At 42.3% G+C, this 20609-nt stretch carries 31 protein-coding genes and 1 pseudogene; 30 read left to right on the top strand and 2 right to left on the bottom strand.

What is annotated here, in order from left to right; translation table 11 throughout:
• Positions 1 to 11 precede the first annotated feature (11 nt).
• Genes NV379_RS17345 through NV379_RS17305 form a run of 9 tightly spaced genes read left to right on the top strand, consistent with a single transcriptional unit; the run spans position 12 to position 4689 of the window.
• The gene (locus tag NV379_RS17345) at positions 12 to 593 is read left to right on the top strand and encodes an O-methyltransferase (protein WP_258208591.1); all 582 of its coding nucleotides are present in this window, start codon (positions 12 to 14) and stop codon (positions 591 to 593) included.
• Positions 590 to 1048 (top strand): GNAT family N-acetyltransferase, encoded by a 459-nt coding sequence (locus NV379_RS17340; protein WP_258208590.1) that lies wholly within the window; start codon positions 590 to 592, stop codon positions 1046 to 1048. Before NV379_RS17345 ends, NV379_RS17340 begins: the two co-directional genes overlap by 4 nt.
• Before the next feature lie 14 nt (positions 1049 to 1062).
• Positions 1063 to 1476: an HIT family protein gene (locus NV379_RS17335; RefSeq protein ID WP_258208589.1), complete on the top strand. Its 414-nt coding sequence runs from the start codon at positions 1063 to 1065 to the stop codon at positions 1474 to 1476.
• Between the two features lie 23 nt (positions 1477 to 1499).
• Positions 1500 to 2000, top strand: a complete 501-nt coding sequence (locus NV379_RS17330) for a GrpB family protein (protein ID WP_258208588.1) — start codon at positions 1500 to 1502, stop codon at positions 1998 to 2000.
• A gap of 22 nt (positions 2001 to 2022) precedes the next feature.
• Positions 2023 to 2583: a GNAT family N-acetyltransferase gene (locus NV379_RS17325; protein ID WP_258208587.1), complete on the top strand. Its 561-nt coding sequence runs from the start codon at positions 2023 to 2025 to the stop codon at positions 2581 to 2583.
• Positions 2584 to 2597: 14 nt separating this feature from the next.
• Complete coding sequence (locus NV379_RS17320) at positions 2598 to 3107, top strand: GNAT family N-acetyltransferase (RefSeq protein WP_258208586.1); 510 nt, start codon at positions 2598 to 2600, stop codon at positions 3105 to 3107.
• A gap of 12 nt (positions 3108 to 3119) precedes the next feature.
• Positions 3120 to 3737 (top strand): FMN-binding negative transcriptional regulator, encoded by a 618-nt coding sequence (locus NV379_RS17315; RefSeq protein WP_258208585.1) that lies wholly within the window; start codon positions 3120 to 3122, stop codon positions 3735 to 3737.
• Positions 3738 to 4277 (top strand): GNAT family N-acetyltransferase, encoded by a 540-nt coding sequence (locus NV379_RS17310; RefSeq protein ID WP_258208584.1) that lies wholly within the window; start codon positions 3738 to 3740, stop codon positions 4275 to 4277. It abuts the gene before it with no gap.
• A gap of 58 nt (positions 4278 to 4335) precedes the next feature.
• Entirely contained in the window at positions 4336 to 4689 is a 354-nt protein-coding gene (locus NV379_RS17305) for a VOC family protein (RefSeq protein WP_258208583.1), read from the top strand.
• A gap of 62 nt (positions 4690 to 4751) precedes the next feature.
• Here the strand turns inward: NV379_RS17305 and NV379_RS17300 are convergent, their stop codons facing one another.
• Complete coding sequence (locus NV379_RS17300) at positions 4752 to 5051, bottom strand: DUF3889 domain-containing protein (protein WP_258208582.1); 300 nt, start codon at positions 5049 to 5051, stop codon at positions 4752 to 4754.
• A 79-nt stretch (positions 5052 to 5130) separates the two neighbouring features.
• Between NV379_RS17300 and thyX the strand changes: the two genes are divergently transcribed.
• Together thyX and NV379_RS17290 are read left to right on the top strand one after the other, a co-directional pair.
• Positions 5131 to 5832 (top strand): FAD-dependent thymidylate synthase, encoded by a 702-nt coding sequence (gene thyX / locus NV379_RS17295; protein WP_258208581.1) that lies wholly within the window; start codon positions 5131 to 5133, stop codon positions 5830 to 5832.
• A 151-nt stretch (positions 5833 to 5983) separates the two neighbouring features.
• Entirely contained in the window at positions 5984 to 6790 is an 807-nt protein-coding gene (locus NV379_RS17290) for a nucleotidyltransferase domain-containing protein (RefSeq protein WP_258208580.1), read from the top strand.
• Here the strand turns inward: NV379_RS17290 and def are convergent.
• Positions 6780 to 7310: a peptide deformylase gene (gene def, locus NV379_RS17285; RefSeq protein ID WP_258208579.1), complete on the bottom strand. Its 531-nt coding sequence runs from the start codon at positions 7308 to 7310 to the stop codon at positions 6780 to 6782. The two genes, NV379_RS17290 and def, sit on opposite strands and share 11 nt — an antisense overlap.
• 122 nt (positions 7311 to 7432) lie before the next feature.
• On the opposite strand from def, the gene NV379_RS17280 reads away from it, so the two are divergent.
• From NV379_RS17280 to NV379_RS17185, 19 genes and pseudogenes are all read left to right on the top strand, one after another.
• Positions 7433 to 7834, top strand: a complete 402-nt coding sequence (locus tag NV379_RS17280) for a helix-turn-helix domain-containing protein (protein ID WP_258208578.1) — start codon at positions 7433 to 7435, stop codon at positions 7832 to 7834.
• 10 nt (positions 7835 to 7844) lie between these two features.
• Positions 7845 to 8924, top strand: coding sequence for a Gfo/Idh/MocA family protein (locus tag NV379_RS17275; RefSeq protein WP_258208577.1), 1080 nt, complete (start codon positions 7845 to 7847; stop codon positions 8922 to 8924).
• Positions 8917 to 9270, top strand: a complete 354-nt coding sequence (locus NV379_RS17270; protein WP_258208576.1) for a hypothetical protein — start codon at positions 8917 to 8919, stop codon at positions 9268 to 9270. Before NV379_RS17275 ends, NV379_RS17270 begins: the two co-directional genes overlap by 8 nt.
• A gap of 5 nt (positions 9271 to 9275) precedes the next feature.
• A complete protein-coding gene (locus NV379_RS17265; RefSeq protein WP_373426123.1) occupies positions 9276 to 9809 on the top strand; it encodes a GNAT family N-acetyltransferase in 534 nt (177 codons plus the stop codon).
• 176 nt (positions 9810 to 9985) lie between these two features.
• Positions 9986 to 10372 carry a YbaN family protein gene (locus NV379_RS17260; RefSeq protein ID WP_258208574.1) on the top strand — a complete coding sequence of 129 codons (387 nt, stop codon included), beginning with the start codon at positions 9986 to 9988 and terminating at the stop codon, positions 10370 to 10372.
• Positions 10372 to 10941, top strand: coding sequence for an ABC transporter transmembrane domain-containing protein (locus tag NV379_RS17255; RefSeq protein ID WP_258208709.1), 570 nt, complete (start codon positions 10372 to 10374; stop codon positions 10939 to 10941). The genes NV379_RS17260 and NV379_RS17255 overlap by 1 nt, the downstream gene beginning before the upstream one ends.
• Positions 10942 to 10943: 2 nt before the next feature.
• Positions 10944 to 11642, top strand: coding sequence for an ATP-binding cassette domain-containing protein (locus NV379_RS17250; RefSeq protein WP_258208573.1), 699 nt, complete (start codon positions 10944 to 10946; stop codon positions 11640 to 11642).
• A pseudogene (cydC, locus tag NV379_RS17245) lies at positions 11602 to 13293 on the top strand (thiol reductant ABC exporter subunit CydC). Before NV379_RS17250 ends, cydC begins: the two are co-directional and overlap by 41 nt.
• Before the next feature lie 52 nt (positions 13294 to 13345).
• Positions 13346 to 13516 (top strand): hypothetical protein, encoded by a 171-nt coding sequence (locus NV379_RS17235; RefSeq protein ID WP_258208570.1) that lies wholly within the window; start codon positions 13346 to 13348, stop codon positions 13514 to 13516.
• A gap of 105 nt (positions 13517 to 13621) precedes the next feature.
• Positions 13622 to 14131 carry a DUF2569 domain-containing protein gene (locus tag NV379_RS17230; protein ID WP_258208569.1) on the top strand — a complete coding sequence of 170 codons (510 nt, stop codon included), beginning with the start codon at positions 13622 to 13624 and terminating at the stop codon, positions 14129 to 14131.
• A 248-nt stretch (positions 14132 to 14379) separates the two neighbouring features.
• A complete protein-coding gene (locus NV379_RS17225; RefSeq protein ID WP_258208568.1) occupies positions 14380 to 14814 on the top strand; it encodes a MarR family winged helix-turn-helix transcriptional regulator in 435 nt (144 codons plus the stop codon).
• Positions 14815 to 14965: 151 nt separating this feature from the next.
• Positions 14966 to 16630, top strand: coding sequence for an FAD-dependent oxidoreductase (locus NV379_RS17220; RefSeq protein ID WP_258208567.1), 1665 nt, complete (start codon positions 14966 to 14968; stop codon positions 16628 to 16630).
• Between the two features lie 121 nt (positions 16631 to 16751).
• Positions 16752 to 17393, top strand: a complete 642-nt coding sequence (locus tag NV379_RS17215; RefSeq protein ID WP_258208566.1) for a LysE family translocator — start codon at positions 16752 to 16754, stop codon at positions 17391 to 17393.
• A gap of 31 nt (positions 17394 to 17424) precedes the next feature.
• A complete protein-coding gene (locus tag NV379_RS17210; protein WP_258208565.1) occupies positions 17425 to 17910 on the top strand; it encodes a GNAT family N-acetyltransferase in 486 nt (161 codons plus the stop codon).
• 22 nt (positions 17911 to 17932) lie between these two features.
• Entirely contained in the window at positions 17933 to 18406 is a 474-nt protein-coding gene (locus NV379_RS17205) for an NUDIX domain-containing protein (protein WP_258208564.1), read from the top strand.
• Positions 18407 to 18433: 27 nt separating this feature from the next.
• Positions 18434 to 18967 carry a DinB family protein gene (locus tag NV379_RS17200; RefSeq protein ID WP_258208563.1) on the top strand — a complete coding sequence of 178 codons (534 nt, stop codon included), beginning with the start codon at positions 18434 to 18436 and terminating at the stop codon, positions 18965 to 18967.
• A 10-nt stretch (positions 18968 to 18977) separates the two neighbouring features.
• A complete protein-coding gene (locus tag NV379_RS17195) occupies positions 18978 to 19394 on the top strand; it encodes an NUDIX domain-containing protein (protein WP_258208708.1) in 417 nt (138 codons plus the stop codon).
• A 37-nt stretch (positions 19395 to 19431) separates the two neighbouring features.
• The gene (locus NV379_RS17190; RefSeq protein ID WP_258208562.1) at positions 19432 to 19971 is read left to right on the top strand and encodes an HAD-IIIA family hydrolase; all 540 of its coding nucleotides are present in this window, start codon (positions 19432 to 19434) and stop codon (positions 19969 to 19971) included.
• 121 nt (positions 19972 to 20092) lie between these two features.
• Positions 20093 to 20560, top strand: a complete 468-nt coding sequence (locus NV379_RS17185) for a DinB family protein (protein ID WP_258208561.1) — start codon at positions 20093 to 20095, stop codon at positions 20558 to 20560.
• The last annotated feature ends 49 nt before the right edge of the window (positions 20561 to 20609 follow it).

Genomic DNA, 20609 nt, shown 5'->3' with positions numbered 1-20609 from the left:
ATGTGTAATCTATGCTAGTCCAAGAGCCTCACGTTATTCAAATGATTAAGGAAAAAGCAAAGGAACTTGATTTCACAATGTCTTGCGATCAAGAAACCGGAATTTTGTTACGTGCTCTTGCTTGTTCTAAATCTAGTAGTAATTTACTAGAATTAGGTACAGGAGTAGGTGCTTCTACTTCATGGATACTAGAGGGTATGGATGCTAGCTCAACGTTAACTAGTGTGGAGATGAATGAGTCCTTTCAAGGGATTGCAAGGTCTTGCATCCAGGATGAGCGGGTGAACTTTATTCTAGCAGATGGTTGCATCTTTATTCAGGAGAATCGGGATCAGCAGTATGATCTTATTTTTGCAGATACTTGGCCAGGAAAATATGAATTGCTAGAAGAAACTCTTCAAATGGTGAAACCAGGTGGGTTGTATATTATTGATGACTTAACACCTGTTGACACATGGGAAGAAGGACATGCAGTTAAGGCAGAGAACTTGGTACAAGTGATGCGGAATCTTAATGATTTTCATATAGTGGAATTAAATTGGTCCACAGGATTGATCATTGCAACGAGAAAATCCAGCGGAATTATGATATGAAGAATGATAGTGTGAAGTTAGAGATTATGGAAGTAACAGGTGTGCTGGATACCTCCATTCTGCAACAATTAGTTGAGGAAAGTTTAACCGAAGGACATAACCACATGAAGCGTCTGATCGAAGATTATGACAGCGGTACCAATCGATTCGATCAGGCGGGTGAAGCCTTATTTGTATGCAGAATGAATGGGAAAATTGTTGGCGTAGGTGGAATAAATCAAGATCCCAATAAAGGTGTTGGGATTGGAAGGCTCAGGCGGGTTTATGTATTATCCGCGTATCGCAGGCATGGAATTGGAAGGAGATTGACAGAAGTCGTGCTAGAGAGAGCGAAGAAGCATTATCGTACAATCGTGCTTCGAACTTACAATCCAGCAGCAATTACGCTGTATCAATCCCTTGGTTTTCATGAGGTTCTAGATGAGGATCAAGTTACGCATGAATTAAAGTTGTAAAGGGGGAATTGTTAATGGAAAAAGATTGTTTGGGCTGTAAACTTGCTAATGGTAAAATGTCTGCACATGTTGTTTATGAGAATGATCGGATCACTTGTATTCTAGATCATGAGCCGTTGAACGAAGGACATATCTTGATTATGCCTAAGAAGCATTACGCAGATTTGAGTGAGCTCGATGATAAGACGTCAATTGAAATTATGAAGGCATCCACAAAGCTTGCAAAGCTGCTCACGCATGTGTATGAACCAGATGGAATTACTGTTATACAGAACAGCGGATTGTTCAACGATCTAGATCACTATCATATGCATGTATTCCCAAGGTATATTGGTGATGGGTTTTCATGGGTGGAGCCTGAAGATAAGAAGCGTAATCGAGAACGATTGAAAGAAACATTGGAGAAGTTGCTACAGCAAGTATCCTAGGATCTATTTAAGAGGAGACAACGATGGAAGAAGTAATTATTACAACATATGACCCGATCTGGGCAGTAGATTACGAAGTTGAACGGGCTAAATTTGTTACAGCATTATCCGATATTATAGTCGGGATTGAACATATTGGCAGTACCTCAGTACCTGGCTTAGATGCGAAACCAGTTATCGATATGATGATAGGTGTTGGGGATTTAGATGTGGTCTCGTTGGAACATATTCAGTCCCTTGCGGCATTAGGCTATGAATATGTTGAAAAAGCAGAATTCCCAGAGCGAAAATTTTTCAGAAAAGGAGCTTGGCGCGCAGGCACACACCATTTGCACATGTATACATACAATTCAGCTCACTGGCAAGCAAATTTATATTTTCGAGACTATTTAAGAGCTAATCCTCAAGCAGTGAAAGCTTATAGTCATTTAAAAAGAGAGCTGAAAGACCTTTACCCCAATGACAGGGTGAACTATACAGCGGCTAAAGCGCCGTTTATCCAAAGGATTATAAATTCTGTTTAATACAGGAGGTCACGGGCTATCAATGATCATTCAAAAACTAGAAGTGCTCACCCTCACACAGCTTCAAGGATTAGGGCAATTCGGTTATGAAGTCACGCAGCAGTATGAGGTGATGAAGGAAGCCGGTCCGGATTATTATGCGATTCGCATGACTTTGAAAGACGTCGCTAGCCCATACATGAAACATGACTCTTCACCCGAAGAAGATTACATCGATTACGAGGAAATGGTGAGATTGGGGTTCTCTTATGGTGCATTTGATGGAGACCGACTTGCTGGGATCGTGATTGCGAAGCCCGAGGAATGGAACAATACACTTCTCATCTGGCACCTTCATGTTCATGAAGATTATCGCCGGCAGTCTGTTGCTAAGCAACTAATTGAGAGGATTGTCGAGCAGGCTAATGCACATCACTTTCGTGCGGTTGCATTGGAAACGCAGAATACGAACGTGCAAGCAATTGCTTTCTATATGAAGTGTGGATTTGAGCTTGAGGGAATAGATACTTCCCTCTATGATGCAAGTAAAATTGGCAGAGATGAAGTTGCTCTCTATATGCGGAAAAGGATAGATGAAACATGATCAGATACGAATCCATGTCAGAAGAACAAGTTCATCATTTAAGTGAAATCGATCGATCGGAGATGATTGATCTTATTTATGAAATGCCAGATGGAAAGTTAACGGAATTATCACAACAACATGAATGTCCGAATTGGGATGAATCGTTATTGCGTGAATTACAAGATAGATTCTTATACGAGATTGATCAAGGTGGAATGGCGATTGGTGCATTCGACGGAGAAACGTTAGTTGGATTTGGTGTACTTGCTCATCAGTATAGGGGTGAGAATCTTGATCAACTGCAGATTGATTTAATGTATGTATCGCGCCATTACAGAAGGCAAGGTATTGGCACACGGATTATGAATGATTTGAGTGCGGAAGCGAAGAGACGCGGGGCGAAATATCTATATATTTCGTCGACAGAGACCCGTTCAGCGGTATCCTTTTACAAGCATAATGGGGGTCAGCTGACAGATCAGGTTGATGAGGAACTATTCGCGAAAGAACCTATGGATATTCATATGTTGAAGGTGTTATAGGAGGTTTGAAGCATGTACATTCCGAAGCATTTCCGAGTGGAAGATGAGGCTGTGCTATATGATTTTATGGACCAGAACAGCTTTGGAATCTTGATTTCGAATTATGATGGCGTGCCGTTTGCAACGCATTTGCCACTTATCTTGGATCGGGAGAAGGGCTGTTTATACGGGCATTTTGCAAGGGGAAATATGCAGTGGAAGGACATTGAAGGTCAAGAGGTACTTGCGATCTTCCAAGGTCCTCACAGCTATATCTCTTCCTCCTGGTATGAGACGAATCTGTCTGTACCGACTTGGAATTATGTCACGGTTCACGTATATGGGCAGTTAGAAATGATGGAAGATTCAGCACAATTACTCGGTACTCTCGATGAGATGGTGAGTAAGTATGAGAAGCCTGAAAGTCCGTATCAACTTGATGAATCGAATCATGAGTTGGTCGAAAGCATGATGAAGGGCATCGTCGGGTTTACTTTGAAAATCACGAAGCTGGAAGGGAAATGGAAGCTCAGCCAAAACCATCCGGTAGAGCGGCAGCAGCGTGTGATTAAGGAGCTTGAGAAGTCGGTACTTGAAGATGATAGAGAGATTGCGAAGCTGATGAAGAATAATATAGAGGGGCTGGCGTAATTGTACATCGAGACAGCAAGATTGATCATACGGCCTTTTCAAAAAGAAGATTATCATAATTGGTACGAACAATATAAGAACCGTTTGCCTTCACAGTATGCCTACGACGACGGCCGCTCTTCTAATATGGAAGCTTTAACGGAAGAATGGTTCTCGAATTGGGTACAAGGGTTTGAGAATTCCGCGAACCGGGACGAGATGGTCAACCTTGGTATTTTTCGAAAAATAGACGGGGTGAATGTAGGTAAAGTTGAGGTTCACACGATTCTGAGAATGGATTATCAATGGGCGATGATGGGGTATTCGATCCATAATCAATATTGGAAGAATGGTTATGGACTTGAAAGTGTGGATGCCGCGGTGGAAGCATTCTTCGAACATCTTAAATATCATCGAATCGAACTTCATATCAACGTAGATAATATGCCATCTATACTGCTCGCAGAGCGCGCGGGGTTTAGGTTGGAATGTGTGAGGGAAAAGTTCACCTACGAGAATGAGAAATGGAACGATATGTTGATTTATTATCGGAGTGCTTGAAACTTCTTGCCTTATTGGCGGAGGATCATGATAAATAATGAATCTGGAGGTCGTGAAGATGACAAGTCCAATTAAGAATCAGATTGGTTCGATCTTTATCCCAGTGAGTAACATTGAGGCAGCAAGAGATTGGTATTGTAGAATTCTTCAAGTTTCAACAACGAATGAAATTATTTATGGTCATTTGTTCATCGTTCCGATGCAAGGTACAGCAGGTATTATTCTAGATAGCAAGATTTATGCACCAGAGCGTGTGTTCCAAACCCCAGTATTCCAGTTCACTACAGATGATATTGAAGAGGCGTATGCATACATGCAGGAGCAAGGTGTACAGCTGGTGACAGGTATTGAGCATGGTCATTGGTTTAACTTCAAAGATCCAGATGGGAACTTGCTTATGATCTGCAAATAGCTCTCATGATGCCAAAACCCCTCTCTTCACTAGAGAGGGGTTTTGGCACTTTTCACTTACATTTATTGAAAATAGACCGCGATCAACTGTTCATTATCCAGATGAAAATGAACAGTTACAAAGACGGTGAATTCGTGGTGGTTCTTCTTTAACTTGAGCTTAAACTTCTCTTCCGCTGTGTTTGAATCAATCTGAGTTCGTCCTAAATGTTGGTAGTCTGTAATTGAAGTATGATACTTGTTAAGCGTTTCTTGCATTGCGATATTGCCCCATTTGGCGTAGGCAGGCACGGCTTGGACAGAAAAGGTTGAAGTTAGCAGTATTCCTATTGATAGGAGCGTTGTCATCCATATTTTCCTCACCATAAAAGTCCTCCTTGTTGTATGATGTTATAGGATTTGTTATTTTCAGATAATTTATTGATCAAGGGAGAGATAGATGATGAATATCGTGCAAGTGCTAGATAAGGGTTACGTCCGCTTGGTGAATCATATGGGATCAGATTTGACGGTTGTGAATGCGGCGCGAGTGTCATATGCGAAAGAATCTAGCGAATTGAGTGAACGCGATGTGAAGCTAATCAAATTCTTAGCTAGGGAAGGGCATACTTCGCCATTTCGTCATGTTATGCTCCAATATGAAGTGTACGCGCCGCTGATGGTCGCTAGACAATGGTGGAAGTATGTAATAGGTTCCGCACATATGGAGGGGACAGGCGAGAGCTTGGAGGCATGGAATGAATCCAGTCGCAGGTACATTACAGAAGAGCCGACTTTCTATATCCCATCGTCGGATGAATGGAGAGGTAAGCCAGAGAACTCGAAGCAAGGCAGTGGTGACGCGCTAGAACCAGAACTAGGGATCAAGTTAACAGATGATCTTAAAGAGTATATTGAACTAGGTGTGCAAAAATATGAAGAATCACTCGCAAGTGGACTATGTGCGGAGCAAGCTAGATTATTCCTTCCATCGTATGGGATGTATGTGAGATGGTATTGGACCGCGTCGCTGCAATCGGTATGTCACTTCTTAAATCAGCGTTTAGAGCATGATGCGCAGAAGGAAATTCAGGATTATGCGAAGGCAATTCTTGAGCTGAGTAAGCCTCTTTTTCCAATTTCGATAGATGAATTAATGGCATAACATATTGATATTCGTTGTGGACACGGCGAGTGATACGAAAATGATTGATATAATAGGTCGAATCAAGCAACTTTGGTAACCATTCTCGCGTCTTATGAAATGAAGTCGAATATGAACATTCGTTAATACACAGGGTTAAGGAGTGAATATCGTGCTGCCACAAGTTGTTGATCGAGTGATGCAGAAGCTAAGTATCGAGTTAAGCAAGACTCATTTAAGTGTGGAATCTATCTATTTGTATGGTTCTGTCGCATTAGGCGATTATAAAGATGGTTCAAGTGACATTGATTTTCTTGTGTTGTTAAAAGAAGCGCCACAGGCGTCAGATATAGACGCAATCTCTGCAGCGCATCAAGAGGTAGATCAAGCCTATCCGCATTTGGAAATTATGGGGACATATCTTCATCTAGAAGACGTGGGGAAACCTACTCATGAACAGAGTTCGATTGTTACATATTTCTCTAAACAAGTGCATGCAGATGGTAAAGGTGCGGATATGAACCCGATTACGTGGTGGATCTTGAAGCATCATGGAGTTCGGGTTTATGGTGTAGAACAATCCTTCGATTATGAAGTTGATGAGAAGGTATTAGTCGATTATGTGCTCCATAATATGAATTCGTATTGGGTAGGTTGGATTGAGCGATTAGAGAGTCAATTGGCTAATTTGCACTTGATTGACCAAGAGAGTGTTACACAGCAACTCGATGAAACGGTCGAATGGTGTGTACTGGGCATGCTGCGGCAGTTATATACGGTTAAGGAGAAAGGAGTCAAGAGTAAGACACAAGCTGGTACCTATGGATTATCGATAATGCCTAAGCAGTGGCATGGGTTGATTGAAGAAGCGATACATATTAAACGCCAAGAACCAGAGCGAAATTATATATCTAATGAAAAACGATTGACGGATCTTATCGAGTTACTGCGATACATTCATCAGGTGGCTACTCCATAACATTCTCATAGGCATAAGTTAATTGCAGGACTTTAAGAACATCTACTTTACGTTTACTACTCTCATGATGCAGCCACTTGTCTTTCATATGATCCACGAATAAAACTCCATTTAAATGATCGATTTCGTGCTGCATGCAGCGAGCCAGATAGCCCTCCGCCTCTAAGATGATGGTTTGACCTCGTTTATTTAAGGTGCTGACTTTAATCTGGTTCGCTCTTCTTACATCACCATAATAGCCAGGGTAGGATAGACATGCTTCAGGTCCAATCTGTTCGCCGTTCATCTCGATAATCTCTGGATTAATGAGTTCGATCAGACCTGTTCCACAATCCATCACGACCAATCTTCGTAAAATGCCGATCTGAGGCGCAGCCAGCCCTGCGCGACCTCGTTCATCATATAAAGTATCTGCCAAGTCCACGAGGTGCTTGAACGTCTTCGCATTCAGCTCTTCCACAGGTTTTGCGATTTTCCGCAAGATCGGATCACCAAAAGGTAATATTTCTTTAACGGACATATACAGTCTCCCCTCACGATAAAAGTTGCTCTTATCAATAAGAATTTACAATCCAAATCATTCCAGTAATGATATAATACATGAAGTCCAGTTATTTACAAAGTATGTTAGGGGTGCTCGGCTTGAAACCGATGAATTGGAGTTTAGTCATAAGTTCTGTCGTGCTGTCAGTTGGGTTTGTAGTTGGAAGTTCTAATATTTATAAAGGGTTTGTGGAGCAGAATGTACCGGTAAGTGTGCAACAGCAACCACAAAGGTATGATACACCAAACGTAGAACCATTGTTATTGACTTTGGAAGAGGCGGCTCGTTATTTAAATATGTCGGAGTATAAGTTAAAGGTAATTGTTCAGAATGAAGCTTACATTGCTGAGAAATCGATTGATTTTATTGGGGAAAGATTCCCTATTATTAAGTATGACACTGAAATCTATGTGAGCAAAGAAGGTCTGAAAGACTGGGTGAAAAGCGCAACCGGCCTAAATAAACAATATTATTCGGATCCAACAAAGCATACGAAGTAAGAGGGGACACATGATACATACGAAAAAAATAAGAGTCGGTATAATCGGAACGGGATTTGGTGCATCTGTACAAGCACCTATCTTTCAAAGTCATGAGTGTTATGAAGTAAAAGCTCTTGCGAGTGTACATCGTTACAAATCGGATGTGATTCGTCAGAATCTTGAAGGATTATCCATGTATACAGATTGGGTAGAAATGATTGCAAATGAAGAGTTGGATCTCGTATCCATCGCATCGTCACCTGTGCACCATTATGAAATGGCACTAGGGTTATTAGAGAAGGGTATGCATGTGTTATGTGAAAAGCCGATGGGTATGAGCGCCATTCAAACTCTGGATATGCTCGATAAGTTGAAGGCGTCAAATGCAATGGGATTCGTCGACTTTCAGTGGAGGCTCATACCTATAAGACAGAAGATCAAAGAGATCCTGATGCGTGGTGACTTGGGTAAAGTTCATTACATCAAGTATCAAGGAAGCTTCTCAGGTTACAAGCAGCTAACAACGAATTACAGAGGGTGGGATGGTCGGAAGAAAGATGGCGGAGGGATGTTATTTGCCATTGGATCTCATATGTTCGACTCCTTGATGTGGTGGATGAACCAAGATATTGTGGATGTGTATGCTGAGCTCAAGACGATGATTCCTAAGTATGAAGGTTGTTCTGGTGTGGAAGAGCGAGATTCAGATGATGCATTTACGGTAATGGGGCATTATGAAGATGGGACAGCCTTTCACGCAGATTTATTGTATCCAGCAGTTAGAGGGACAGGATGGAAATTAGAAGTGTATGGAAGTGAAGGCACATTGCTGACGAATAATGATCAAGAAGTGCTAGTAAGTAAAGGAGGTGAATTCGAGGTAGTTCAGGTGGAACAAATCGAAGTACCAAGTAGTATGAGTATGTCGGCTGCACCGTATTATAACGGCATGTATCAGATGGTAGATAGGATCTATCGATCCATTAGTGAAGAGAAGGTTGTGGGAGATGTGCCTACGTTTCAAGATGGTCACATGGTGCAGTGTGTGTTAGATGCGATACAACAATCGTCATTAGCGAGGGCGTGGATTGAGGTAATTTATGAGTGATTATGTGAAGCGGGAATATGGTGTGGAAAGTAGGGGGGAAATGATGCAACAAGAAACGAATACGAATGAAAAGAAAAAAGAATCACTAATTCTCAAATTGATTTTTGATGCACCCGAAGATTTCGCAATATCATTGTTGTGGGTAGCTCTTACAACTTTTGTGTATTTGTATTTTATTTCAGAAGAGGAATTAACCTATCTACAATTGGTGGTAGTGGGACTTCCAGCGATCATGCTACTGCGTTCATTAATAAAGGGTAAAAAGTCAGAAACGCGTGCATTCTCAATTAATTTCACATGCTTCTCAACTCTTATTGTTATTGTAGCGCGAATGATATTTACATAGAAAGGATGTTATCTGTGATTGAAGTTATACCGATCCCCTATGAGGATAAGTATGTGTTGCATCAATTGCTTCAATTCTATCGCTACGATTCAAGCGAGTATGACGGGCACAAGCTGACTCAACATGGGCTGTATATGTATAAATATCTGGACCATCAGTGGACGGAGGATTATCGGAGTCCATTCTTCATTAAAGTCGATGGGGAACTTGCTGGATTCGCGCTCATTATACGAGATGTACCGGCAGAGTTTGTTGCTCTAAGTACAGCAAGTGAATCGCATGTGGTGAGTGATTTCTTCGTGATGCGAAAGTTTCGTGGTCAAGGAGTAGGCAAGCATGCAGCATTCACGCTCTTCGACCAGTTCCCAGGTGTGTGGGAGGTTCGTCAGTCGTTAGGGAATACACCTGCGAATAAGTTCTGGATGAAGACGATTCATGCATATACGAATGGCTGCTTTATAGAAGAGGTTATACATAATGATCGATGGAAAGGTCCAGTGCAAGTGTTCGAGAGTAAGACAAGAGATGCCAATTCATAGATAAATGAAAAGGACCTATTCGACTAGGGTCCTTTTCATTTATGAACATTGACATTGTATAAAAATACGTGATAAAGTAAAAAAGTCAATTGATATTGATTCTCAATATCAATAATTGTGAAAAATATCACATCAACAACACGATATGACATCTAGAGAAAGAGGTCACACATTCTATGAGATACGTGTATGTAACACTTGGATTTATTTTGTTAGGACTCGGTATGTTAGGTGTATTTCTGCCGGTTGTACCGGCAACACCGTTCCTACTCGGTGCATCATTCTGTTTCTCAAAAGGTTCGCGCAGATTCCATACTTGGTTCTGTGGCACGAAAATATACAAGAATCACTTAGAGAGCTTCGTAAAGTCTAGAGCGATGAAGCTGCGATCGAAGATTACGATTCTAGCATTTGCATCGACGATGCTGGTTTTATCCTTCATTTTTATGCAAAATTGGATCGGCAGGACCGCGATCATATTGGTTATGATTGCGAAATACAGCTACTTCATATTCGGAATTAAGACGATTGTCGAGTCCGAGAAGGAGCTGATTTTCCCGTGATGATTAACAAAAGGCTTATTCGAGAAATGAGCCATTCGAAGAAATATATCGGATATAATGTCGTGTTCCAGTGGATATGTTTACTTGCGAACGTGGCAGCGATTTTTACAATTGGATTACTGTTGCAAGATTTATATGAAGGCAATACAGTGAATCTGCTGCTTACAACGAGTATTATCATCGGGGCGATTGCGGTTCGATTCATATGTAATCTGTTTGCTGCCAAGATGTCATACCTTGCCTCCGCTCAAGTGAAATCAAGCTTACGCGAGAAAATATATCGCAAACTACTGCGTCAAGGTTCCAGCTATAACGAGCATGTATCGACTTCGGAAGTGGTGCAAGTATCGGTGGAAGGTGTGGAGCAGCTAGAAATTTATTTTGGACGCTACTTACCACAACTTGTATACAGCTTGCTTGCTCCAATTACATTGTTCGTGATTCTTTCCTTCATTAGTATAAAGGCAGCGCTCGTGTTATTAATCTGCGTTCCTCTTATTCCAATGTCGATCATTGCGGTGCAAAAGATTGCAAAGAAATTGCTGCATCAGTACTGGGGCATTACATAAATATGACATTCCCTAAAGGTAGCTTTACTTCTATTGTAGGGCAATCTGGCTGTGGGAAGAGTACGATTGCATCGCTGTTAATGGGTGTGAATCAAGGGTACGAGGGTCACGTGTTAGTCGGCGATCAAGAGTTGTCCGAGGTCACGGAATCTAGCCTGATGGCGAATATGACGATGGTGACGCATCAGAGTTATCTATTTAAAGGGACGGTTCGAGATAATTTATTGATGGCTTGTCCGAATGCGAATGAGGATGCGATGTTTGATGTTTTGAAAAGAGTGAATCTACTGGACTTCGTTCTGTCTGAACAAGGGTTAGATACGCAGCTTGAAGAGAAGGCATCGAACTTATCTGGCGGTCAACGTCAACGGCTCGCGATAGCAAGGGCATTATTACATGATACGCAGGTGTATATATTCGATGAAGCGACGTCCAATATTGATATGGAGAGTGAGAATGACATCATGTCGGTTATTCATGAACTTGCACAAGAGAAGACGATTATTCTGATCTCGCATCGACTGGCGAATGTTGTGAAGTCAAATCGAATTTATATGATGCAAAAAGGAACCGTCGTTGAGCATGGCACACATGCAGAGTTACTAAAGCAACAGGGAGCTTACGCGAATTTGTTCAATCATCAGAGTGAGTTAGAGCAATATGGATCAGCAGAGCATAAGGAGGTGGCGATCGATGCGTAAAGCAAGTGGACTTCAAATTATGCGTAGATTGATCGTGCTCGTGATGCCGTTGATGCATGTGATGCTGCTTGCGATTGTGATGGGTGTGATCGGATTCCTGTGCTCGATTATGATTACGGTGTTCGGAGGCTATGCGCTGCTAGATGTGCTTGGCTTGCATGAGGGGCTGACGCTGAGAGCGATATTCATCAGTGTGATTTTGTTCGCGGTGCTCAGAGGTGTCCTGCGTTATGCGGAGCAGTCGAGTAATCATTATATTGCATTCAAGTTACTTGCGATTATTCGTAATAAAGTGTTCCAAGCTTTACGCCGATTAGCACCTGCTAAGCTGGAGGGTAAGGACAAGGGGAACTTAATCTCAATCATTACAAGCGATGTGGAGATGCTGGAAGTATTCTACGCGCACACGATTTCACCAATTGCGATAGCGGGGATCGTGTCGCTGTTCATGACTATTTTTATCGGAAAATATAGCTTGGTACTCGGTGCGATTGCCCTCGTTGCATACATTGTAGTGGGTATTGTGCTGCCGATGATAACGTCTAGATTAGGACGAAATACGGGTGCGGCTTACCGGGGGCAATTCGGGGAAATGAACAGCTCTTTCCTAGATAATCTGCGTGGGCTGAGAGAGATCATTCAGTTCGGACATGGAGAGAAGCGTATTGAAGATATGAATGTGAGAAGTAAGTCGCTAGGGCAGATGCATGAGAAGCTTGTTCGTACCGAAGGGGTTTCCAAGGCGATGACGGACACAACGATTCTGTTGTTTACAGTGATTATGCTGCTTAGGAGTGTACATTTGTACCAATCTGGTAAGCTTGGGCTAGATGGTGTGATTATTGCGACGATTGCGCTGATCAGTTCATTCGGTCCTGTTGTGGCGTTGTCCAATTTGGCGAATAATCTGCTGCATACGCTGGCAAGCGGGGAGCGGGTACTGGATTTGCTAGATGAAGCACCAGTTGTTGAAGATGTTGTCGATGGCAAAATCGTCACAAGTGCGCAGATCGACTGTCAGTCTATTGATTTCGCCTATGGGGACGAGCAGATTCTGCGTGACTTTAGCTTGCACATTCCAGCAAAGCAAATTACAGGTATTCAAGGTAAGAGTGGTTCGGGTAAGTCTACGCTTCTTAAGCTAATGATGCGGTTCTGGGATCCCTATAAGGGTCAGATTCAGATGGACGGGACTAACTTGAAGGATATTCGAACGACTAACTTGCGTCAGATGCAAAGTTTCGTCACGCAAGATACGGAGCTGTTCCACGATACGATTGCAAGCAATATTTGAGTGGCAAAGATCGATGCGACGCAGGAACAGATCGAACAAGCCGCGCAGAAAGCCGCGATTCATGATTTTATTAGCAGCTTGCCTGAAGGCTATGAGACGAATGTTGGGGAACTCGGAGATCGACTTTCTGGTGGTGAGCGTCAGCGTATTGGGATTGCGCGTGCATTCCTGAGTGAAGCGCCGCTTATTCTACTCGATGAACCGACGAGTAATCTAGACAGCTTGAACGAAGGGATTATTCTGCGTTCATTGAAGCAGGAGGAAAGCGGTAAGACCGTTGTACTGGTGTCACACCGCAAGTCTACGATGAACATTACGGATCAGGTGTATACGGTGGATCAGGGGAGATTGTCGTAGGTTTATTTCAGCACCACAGTAGCGAATTGTTGAAAATGGAGGGGGATAAAAGATGTCGTTCATATGGTCTGGAATGTTTATCAATCTAGTATTAATTGCAGTATTTTTTTTCATATTTTCACTTGTAATTAAGCATGCAATCAATAAGTCTGAATTAACGAAGGAAGTTAAGGAACTAAGACAGCAATTAGAAGAGTTAAGAAATCAAATGGCGAGGAAATAACATAAACGTTTGTAACAAATTACCTATATGATAATTCTTTTGGAAAACGAGGAACTAAGTTACAATAGGTCTTCGTACTTTTATTGAAAAGAGGAATTTATCATCATGGAAATGCAACAAGAGCAAGTACAGCAAGAGCAAGTTGAAAGTAAGAAGAGTAACAAGAAAGCTGGAAAAGTAGGTTTAGGCGGTTGGTTAATCATTGCCCAAATTGGACTATATATGGTTCCTTTTGCCTACTCCCTTGTACTTCTTCAAGTACTGGATATCATGTTTGATTCGTCCAAAGTTCTGAATAGTGGGGTGGAACAAGAAGGCTTGATGTGGACTGTGTATCTAGCTTATCAACTGATCATGTGTTTATTTATGATAGTCGTTCCGATTTACTTACTGATTCAACTCTACGGGAAGAAAAGAATTTTGCCGAAGGCAATTATTACATTCTACTTGTTAGGATTCGTTATTCTACTAATTGATTATGTATTACTTGTAGCATTGGGTTATGATGCAGCAAATCCTAAACTAGGTGATCTGATCAAAAATGCAATCGCAAGTACGGTCTGGATTTTATACTTCAAAAAGTCCATACGGGTGAAAAATACATTTGTTAACTAGCGATTACTCGCGGAGTGGGAAGGAATTTTCCTGCTCTTTTTTTTAATTGCCGTGATTACTAAGTGTGGCGTGATAGACGGTTATTTTTTAATTATTTTTCGAAAATTGTGAATCGAGTGTTTACAAAAATTGATCTTAGGAGTAGAATTCTTATCAATAGGTATCTTAGTAATAAGATAACTAGAAATAAGATAATAATAATTTCGTTATGATTCATTCGAATTATATATTGTGCAGCTAGAAAGAAGGTGAGTCCCATCGATAAACAGAACATTCGTCAGATTTACAGCATGTACAGCATTCTCGTGAAACGATGGATGACGGATTGGAATAAGAGCAACGAGCTTAATATTCCACATACGCATTTTATGGCACTGGAAATGCTGGAACTTGAAGGTCCACAGCGCGCGACAGAGCTTGCGAATGCACTTGCTTTGACCTCAGGCGGTGTTACCGTGATGGCAGATAAACTGGTGAAGAGCGAATATGTGGAGCGTGTAACACAAGAAGGAGATCGTCGTGTAGTAAGGCTCAGAATCACGGAGCAAGGTCAAGAGGCACTTCGTGTTCTACAAGATCAGCGCACACAGATGATGGACAATATGTTTGATGCTCTGACCGAAGAGGAAGAACAGGAGCTTACGCGGATTTATGCGAAGCTTATGCGAAAGCTTGAACAATAATATTTTTAAGAAAAAATGTATGAAGTTAGTGAATTCAGCGAGTTTAATCAAGATAGATATCATTCGAATAAGGAGGTTCTTGTTCGAATGATGAAATAAGTTGTAAGCGTATACATATGGACAGAAATTCAAACAGAGGGGATGTTCAGTGATGGGTATCAAATGGGATGCAAGTTATGATGTTGTAGTCGTAGGTTCTGGTGCGGGTGGACTCACAGCAGCACTTACTGCTCAGATGAAAGGGTTAAAGGCACTCGTTATCGAGAAAACCGAATATTATGGGGGCTCAAGCTCATTATCTGGTGGTGCGATCTGGGTTCCGACGAACTTTCACTTAGATAAAGCAAGACTAGGCGATACACCGGAGAAAGCACAAGCTTACTTAGATGCAACCGTTGGTGATCGCGTGTCCCGCAAACGTAAAGAAGCTTATGTGATGCGCGGTGCTGAGATGGTGAAGTATTTGCATGAAGAGACGAAGCATGTACGCTTTAAATATATTCCCGGGTACTCCGACTACTACCCAGAGCGTCTAGGTGGTTATCCGCAAGGACGTTCGATTGAACCTGAAATTTTCAACTTAAAAGAGTTGGGTGAAGAGCGTAAGCTGATGCGTCGCGCGAATTTACCGACTTACGGCATGGTCATGAACGCGTTTGAATTCCATAAGCTGAACATGATTACACGGATCTGGGAAGGCAAGAAGACCTCACTTAAAGTCGGGATGCGCTTAATGCGGACAATTTTTACAGGGTACAGACCTTCTGCTCTAGGTGAAGCGCTAATCGGACGTCTTCGTAAATCATTAATGGATGTGAATGGTGACTTATGGCTATCTACGGCATTCCAAGATTACGTAGTGGATAATGGTCGTATTGTGGGGATTATTGCAGAACGTGGTGGTAAGAAAGTATATATCGAAGCGAAAAAAGGGGTAATTCTTGCCTCTGGTGGATTCTCTCACAATCAGAAGCTGCGTGAGAAATATTTACCGCTTCCAACAAAAACAGAGTGGACTTCAGCGTCTGAAGGGCAAACAGGTGACATTATCGACGCATCCATTCGCCAAGGTGCAGCAATTGATCTGATGGATCGGGTATGGGGCGCGCCTTCTGCAGTCCCTCCGGGTGAGAAGCCATTCTTCCTTGTTGCAGATCGTGGCATTCCGAACATGATGATCGTCAATAGTGGTGGAGAACGTTACTTGAATGAGGCTGTACCTTATCACGAGTTCGTAGACTTGATGTATGAGAACGATAAGCCAGAAGCACGCACAACGCCATCCTATATGATCATGGATCTTACGGCGAAGAGCCGCTATATTTTCCTAGGACTATTCCCAGGTCAATCGTTTCCGAAACGTTGGTATGAGAATGGTTTTGTGAAGAAAGCAGAAACGGCAGAAGAACTTGCGAAGCAAATTGGCGTGCCTGTTGAAAAGTTCGTTGCTCAGTTCGAAAAGTTCAATCAAGATGCACGTATGGGGAAAGATACACAATTCGGGCGTGGAGATAGTGTATACGATCGCTACTACGGAGATCCAACTTTGCCGAACCCAAGCATTTCTCCGATGGAGAATGTTCCATTCTATGCAGTTCCAGTCGTACCAGGCGATATCGGTACGAAAGGCGGTTTGATCACAGACGAGTACGCACGCGTTCTTCGTGAAGATGGTCAGATCATTGATGGTCTATTCGCAATCGGTAACTGTGCAGCAGCGGTAATGGGTGAGACTTATCCAGGCCCAGGGGCGACACTCGGCCCATCCATGGCATTCGGTTACGTAGCAGCCGATTACATGGCGAATAAGAAGTAATTCGACTTATATCCTCATAAATTGATAAGAAAACCTCCTTTTTGATCAGAAATGGTCGGAAAGGAGGTTTTTTTGTGATAGATTAGAATTTATAAGTAATTCAGATAGGAGTAATAGCATCATGTTATTTGCATTTATTCAAGGATTTTTACTATCCATCTCTTTGTGCTTGGATTTGGGGATGGCGAATGTCGCAATTATTAAGACGGGAATTGAGAGAGGATTCCGAAGCTCGTTCCTGATCGGGTTTGGGACATGCTTTGGTGATTTGTTCTACCTGACACTTGCATTAATTGGTGTTACAGCAGTATTCCAACTTGCATGGGTGAAGTGGATCGTATGGATTGTCGGAACAGCCGTCTTACTATGGCTAACTTACAAAATGGCGAAAGACGCGATTAAACCTAAGGTCATCAGCTCTTCGAATGAAACGACTGTACAGCGCTCAGGCTGGAAGGATTTCATCTTTGGCATTGGCGTAGCGGTATCCTCCCCAACGGCGATTCTATGGTTTGCAGTTGTAGCTGGTGCGATTATTGCCCAGATTAACATGGTTGATCGATTGACGATGGGTGCTTTTGTGGTCGGATTTTTCGTGGCGGGACTCGTGTGGTCGTTTGCGGTGGCATGGATTAGCAGTAAATCTGGTAACCTTTTAGGGCAAAAGTTCGTAAGAGGAATATCGGTTGCTTCCGCGATTATATTTTTGTATTTTTCAGTCAAAGTATTCATGGATGGATTAGATAGGGTACTTGGGAAGTAATCTGTTAAATGACGAGAGAAGGTTTTAAGACATGATAGAGATTGTGAAAGTCAGCTATGATCAGAAATCGGTATTAAGAAATTTACTAGAGTTGTATAAATATGATTTCACTGAGTTCGATCCAGAGGATATGAACGAAAGCGGTCTATACGAGTACATGTATCTGGATCATTATTGGACAGAGGCGGGCAGACATCCCTTTTTCATACGAGTAGAGGGAAAGCTTGCTGGGTTTGCTCTCGTTCGGGAACTTGGTCTGGATGAAGTAGAGCGTAAGATTTATAGTATTGCTGAATTTTTTGTAATGAAGAAATATCGTCGAGACGGTGTTGGCAAACAGGCTGCGCATGCGGTCTTTGATCTGTTCCGTGGGAGATGGGAGGCAGCAGTGATGGAGGAGAATGTGCCAGCGCAGCATTTTTGGCGGAAGACGGTTCACGCATATAAATCAAGGGAAGTTCAAGAGATTCGTAAAGAGGAATGGGACGGGCCTATTGTAACATTTGTCAATGAATAATCTTGTCTAGGAGGTTGATTCAATGTCGTTTCCAATTCGTGTTAGACCAACGGCACTAATTATTGAAAATGATGCAGTTCTGCTCGTTGAATATGATAATTTGGAAAAAGGTAAGCATTACTTTCTTCCCGGTGGAGGGGCAGAAGAGGGCGAGGTCGTTAAGGAAACGGTACGAAGAGAACTATTAGAAGAAGCAATGGCGGAAGTGATTGTAGGTAGTGTGGCATTCTTGTGTGAATGTGAACAGCAACAGCGGAACATCAAGTATAGTCCGAGGGCACATACATTGTTTATCGTGTTCGAGTGTCAGCTTATTTCTGGCTCTGTCCCGAGATTGCCACTTAATCCGGATATCAACCAGACTGCTGTGAAATGGGTTCCACTTGATGAGCTACATACGATTAATCTGATGCCGGATATGTTGGAGTCGATATTAACTTTCGCAAGTGAGAAGAAAAGTGTTGTCATGATAGAAGATCATAGGGTTCGCGTGTAAATTTATATCTATTGGAGGTTTTCGAGAATGATTAATATGGACAATTTGTTGCTTGTAAAAGATATGCCAGGTTATTCGCCTCACATTAGTAGAATGTTGTCGATGATGAACTATGCGAGATTTACGACTTTGCGTGCGGTTGAGGATCTGACTGTTCAGCAGCTTGATTACCACATGGATGCAGATGGGAACACGATTGGAATGTTGCTTGAGCATTTTGCAGCGGTGGAGTACTACTATCAAATTTATACGTTTGAGAATCGCACTTTTAACGAAGAAGAGAAAGCGATCTGGGGAGCAGGCATGGAACTAGGTGCTGTTGGAAGAGAGAAGATCAAGGGTAATGAATTAACCTACTATCTAGAAAAGCTTGTTTCCGTTAGAGAGCGTACATATGAATTGTTCAAGAGCGTTAACGACGAATGGCTGCATGAAGAAAGAGACTTTTGGTATGGAAAACAGGCGAATCATTACTTCATGTGGTTCCATGTGTATGAAGACGAGATTAACCACAGAGGGCAGATTCGTCTGATTCGCAAAAGGTTGCCGAAGGAGGAGTAATCAAGTGGAGATGAAAGCAGCTACAAAAGTAACCGCCTATATTACGCGAGAAGTTGCAGGTAAGAAGCAGCTTCTCATTTTCAAAGAGCAAGGGTTCGAGCACCTTGGGTTTCAAGTTCCAGGTGGAACGGTTATGGATGGAGAGGAACTCGAAGCAGCGATTGTAAGGGAAGTACAAGAGGAAGCAGGCACAACGCCGTATGAGATTAGCTATCTAGGTGTGCATCACTATTATGCTGATTCACTTCAGACGCAGATTACTCGTCACTATTATCAAATGCAAGCGGATTGCTTAGATGAATTTACACATGTAGTAACAAGTTCAGATGAGGATGATGGTTGGGTGTATTGTTATCAATGGGTAGATATGGATGAGCTTCCTCTACTATTTGGTGAGCTTGGGGTATATGTAGGGGGAATCATCTAATGTTAGTTATAGTTAGTGAAAAGAGGACTTCGGTAAGATGAACATTCAAGCTGTATTTATTGATCGAGACGGTACGATTGGTGGTTCGGATGAGGTGGAGTATCCGGATTCGTTCGAGCTATTTGCCAATGTGGATCAGGCTTTGGGGCAGTTGAAAGTAATGGGAATAAAGCTGTTAGGCTTTACGAATCAGCCGGGTATTGCAAGTGGGGAGGCGACGGAAGAGGCCTTTTACAACGAAATGAAGGCATTTGGGTTTGATGATGTGTATATTTGCCCGCATCAGCATGATGATGGATGTTCTTGTAGGAAGCCGAATACGGGGATGTTGGAGCGTGCAGCAATCGAGCATGAGTTGGATTTGACTCAGTGTATCGTGATCGGAGATCGTTGGTCAGATATGCTCGCAGCACACCGTGCAGGTTGCACGAAAATCTTGGTGCAGACAGGAGCTGGGCATGCTGCGCTGCATACGTATCGTCACAAATGGTCGGAGATAGAGCCTGATTATATTGTGAAAGATTTTGCAGAAGCTGCTCAAACTATCACTTATATTAGGAATATAGGTGGTGATTAATATGTCTTTTACGATGGAGAATACAATTGTTTCGCTAATAAGTATTGCCCTTGTTGTGGTTTTCTTGTATGTGTTAGTCCTTGTAATAAAACGGCTGCGAAGAAAGTGAAGGAAGTGACTTATGGAACAAGTGTGTACCCGTGTATTTAACCAGATAAGAGTTGGAGTAGATTCCATTCAAGTGATAATGGAGCAGTTGTCCGAAGTAGATCTGGATTATAGATTTACACCAGATAAACGCAGTGTAAGGGAGCTTCTAAGTCATATCTCGATTCTATGTAGAGCAGATTTCTTGATTATGAACGAGGCAACGCAGGAGCAGATGAGTGCATTTTACAAGGACCATAGTGTATATGACTTGCAGGGGATGGAAACACAGCTTCAATTGAACTTTGAGTTTGTAAAAGAAGCATTTGCGGCTTATTCAGAAGAGGAACTGTCCGAAATTAAGCGATCTTACTGGGGAGTGTCGTATTCACGCTATGAGTGGTTACTGCAGATTCTGGGACATGTGTATCACCATAGAGCACAGTTACATACGATGCTGGTTGCGAAGGGTGCCGTGGTGAAGGTGAACCTGTTTGAATAACGAATTGACTTGAAATATGAGTTCAGAAGGAGTCAACGAATATGGATTT

The sequence above is a fragment of the Paenibacillus radicibacter genome, from assembly GCF_024721995.1.
Taxonomy (GTDB): domain Bacteria; phylum Bacillota; class Bacilli; order Paenibacillales; family NBRC-103111; genus Paenibacillus_AM; species Paenibacillus_AM radicibacter.
Note: the sequence above shows the minus strand (reverse complement) of the source record. Positions and strands in the feature narration are given on the sequence as shown.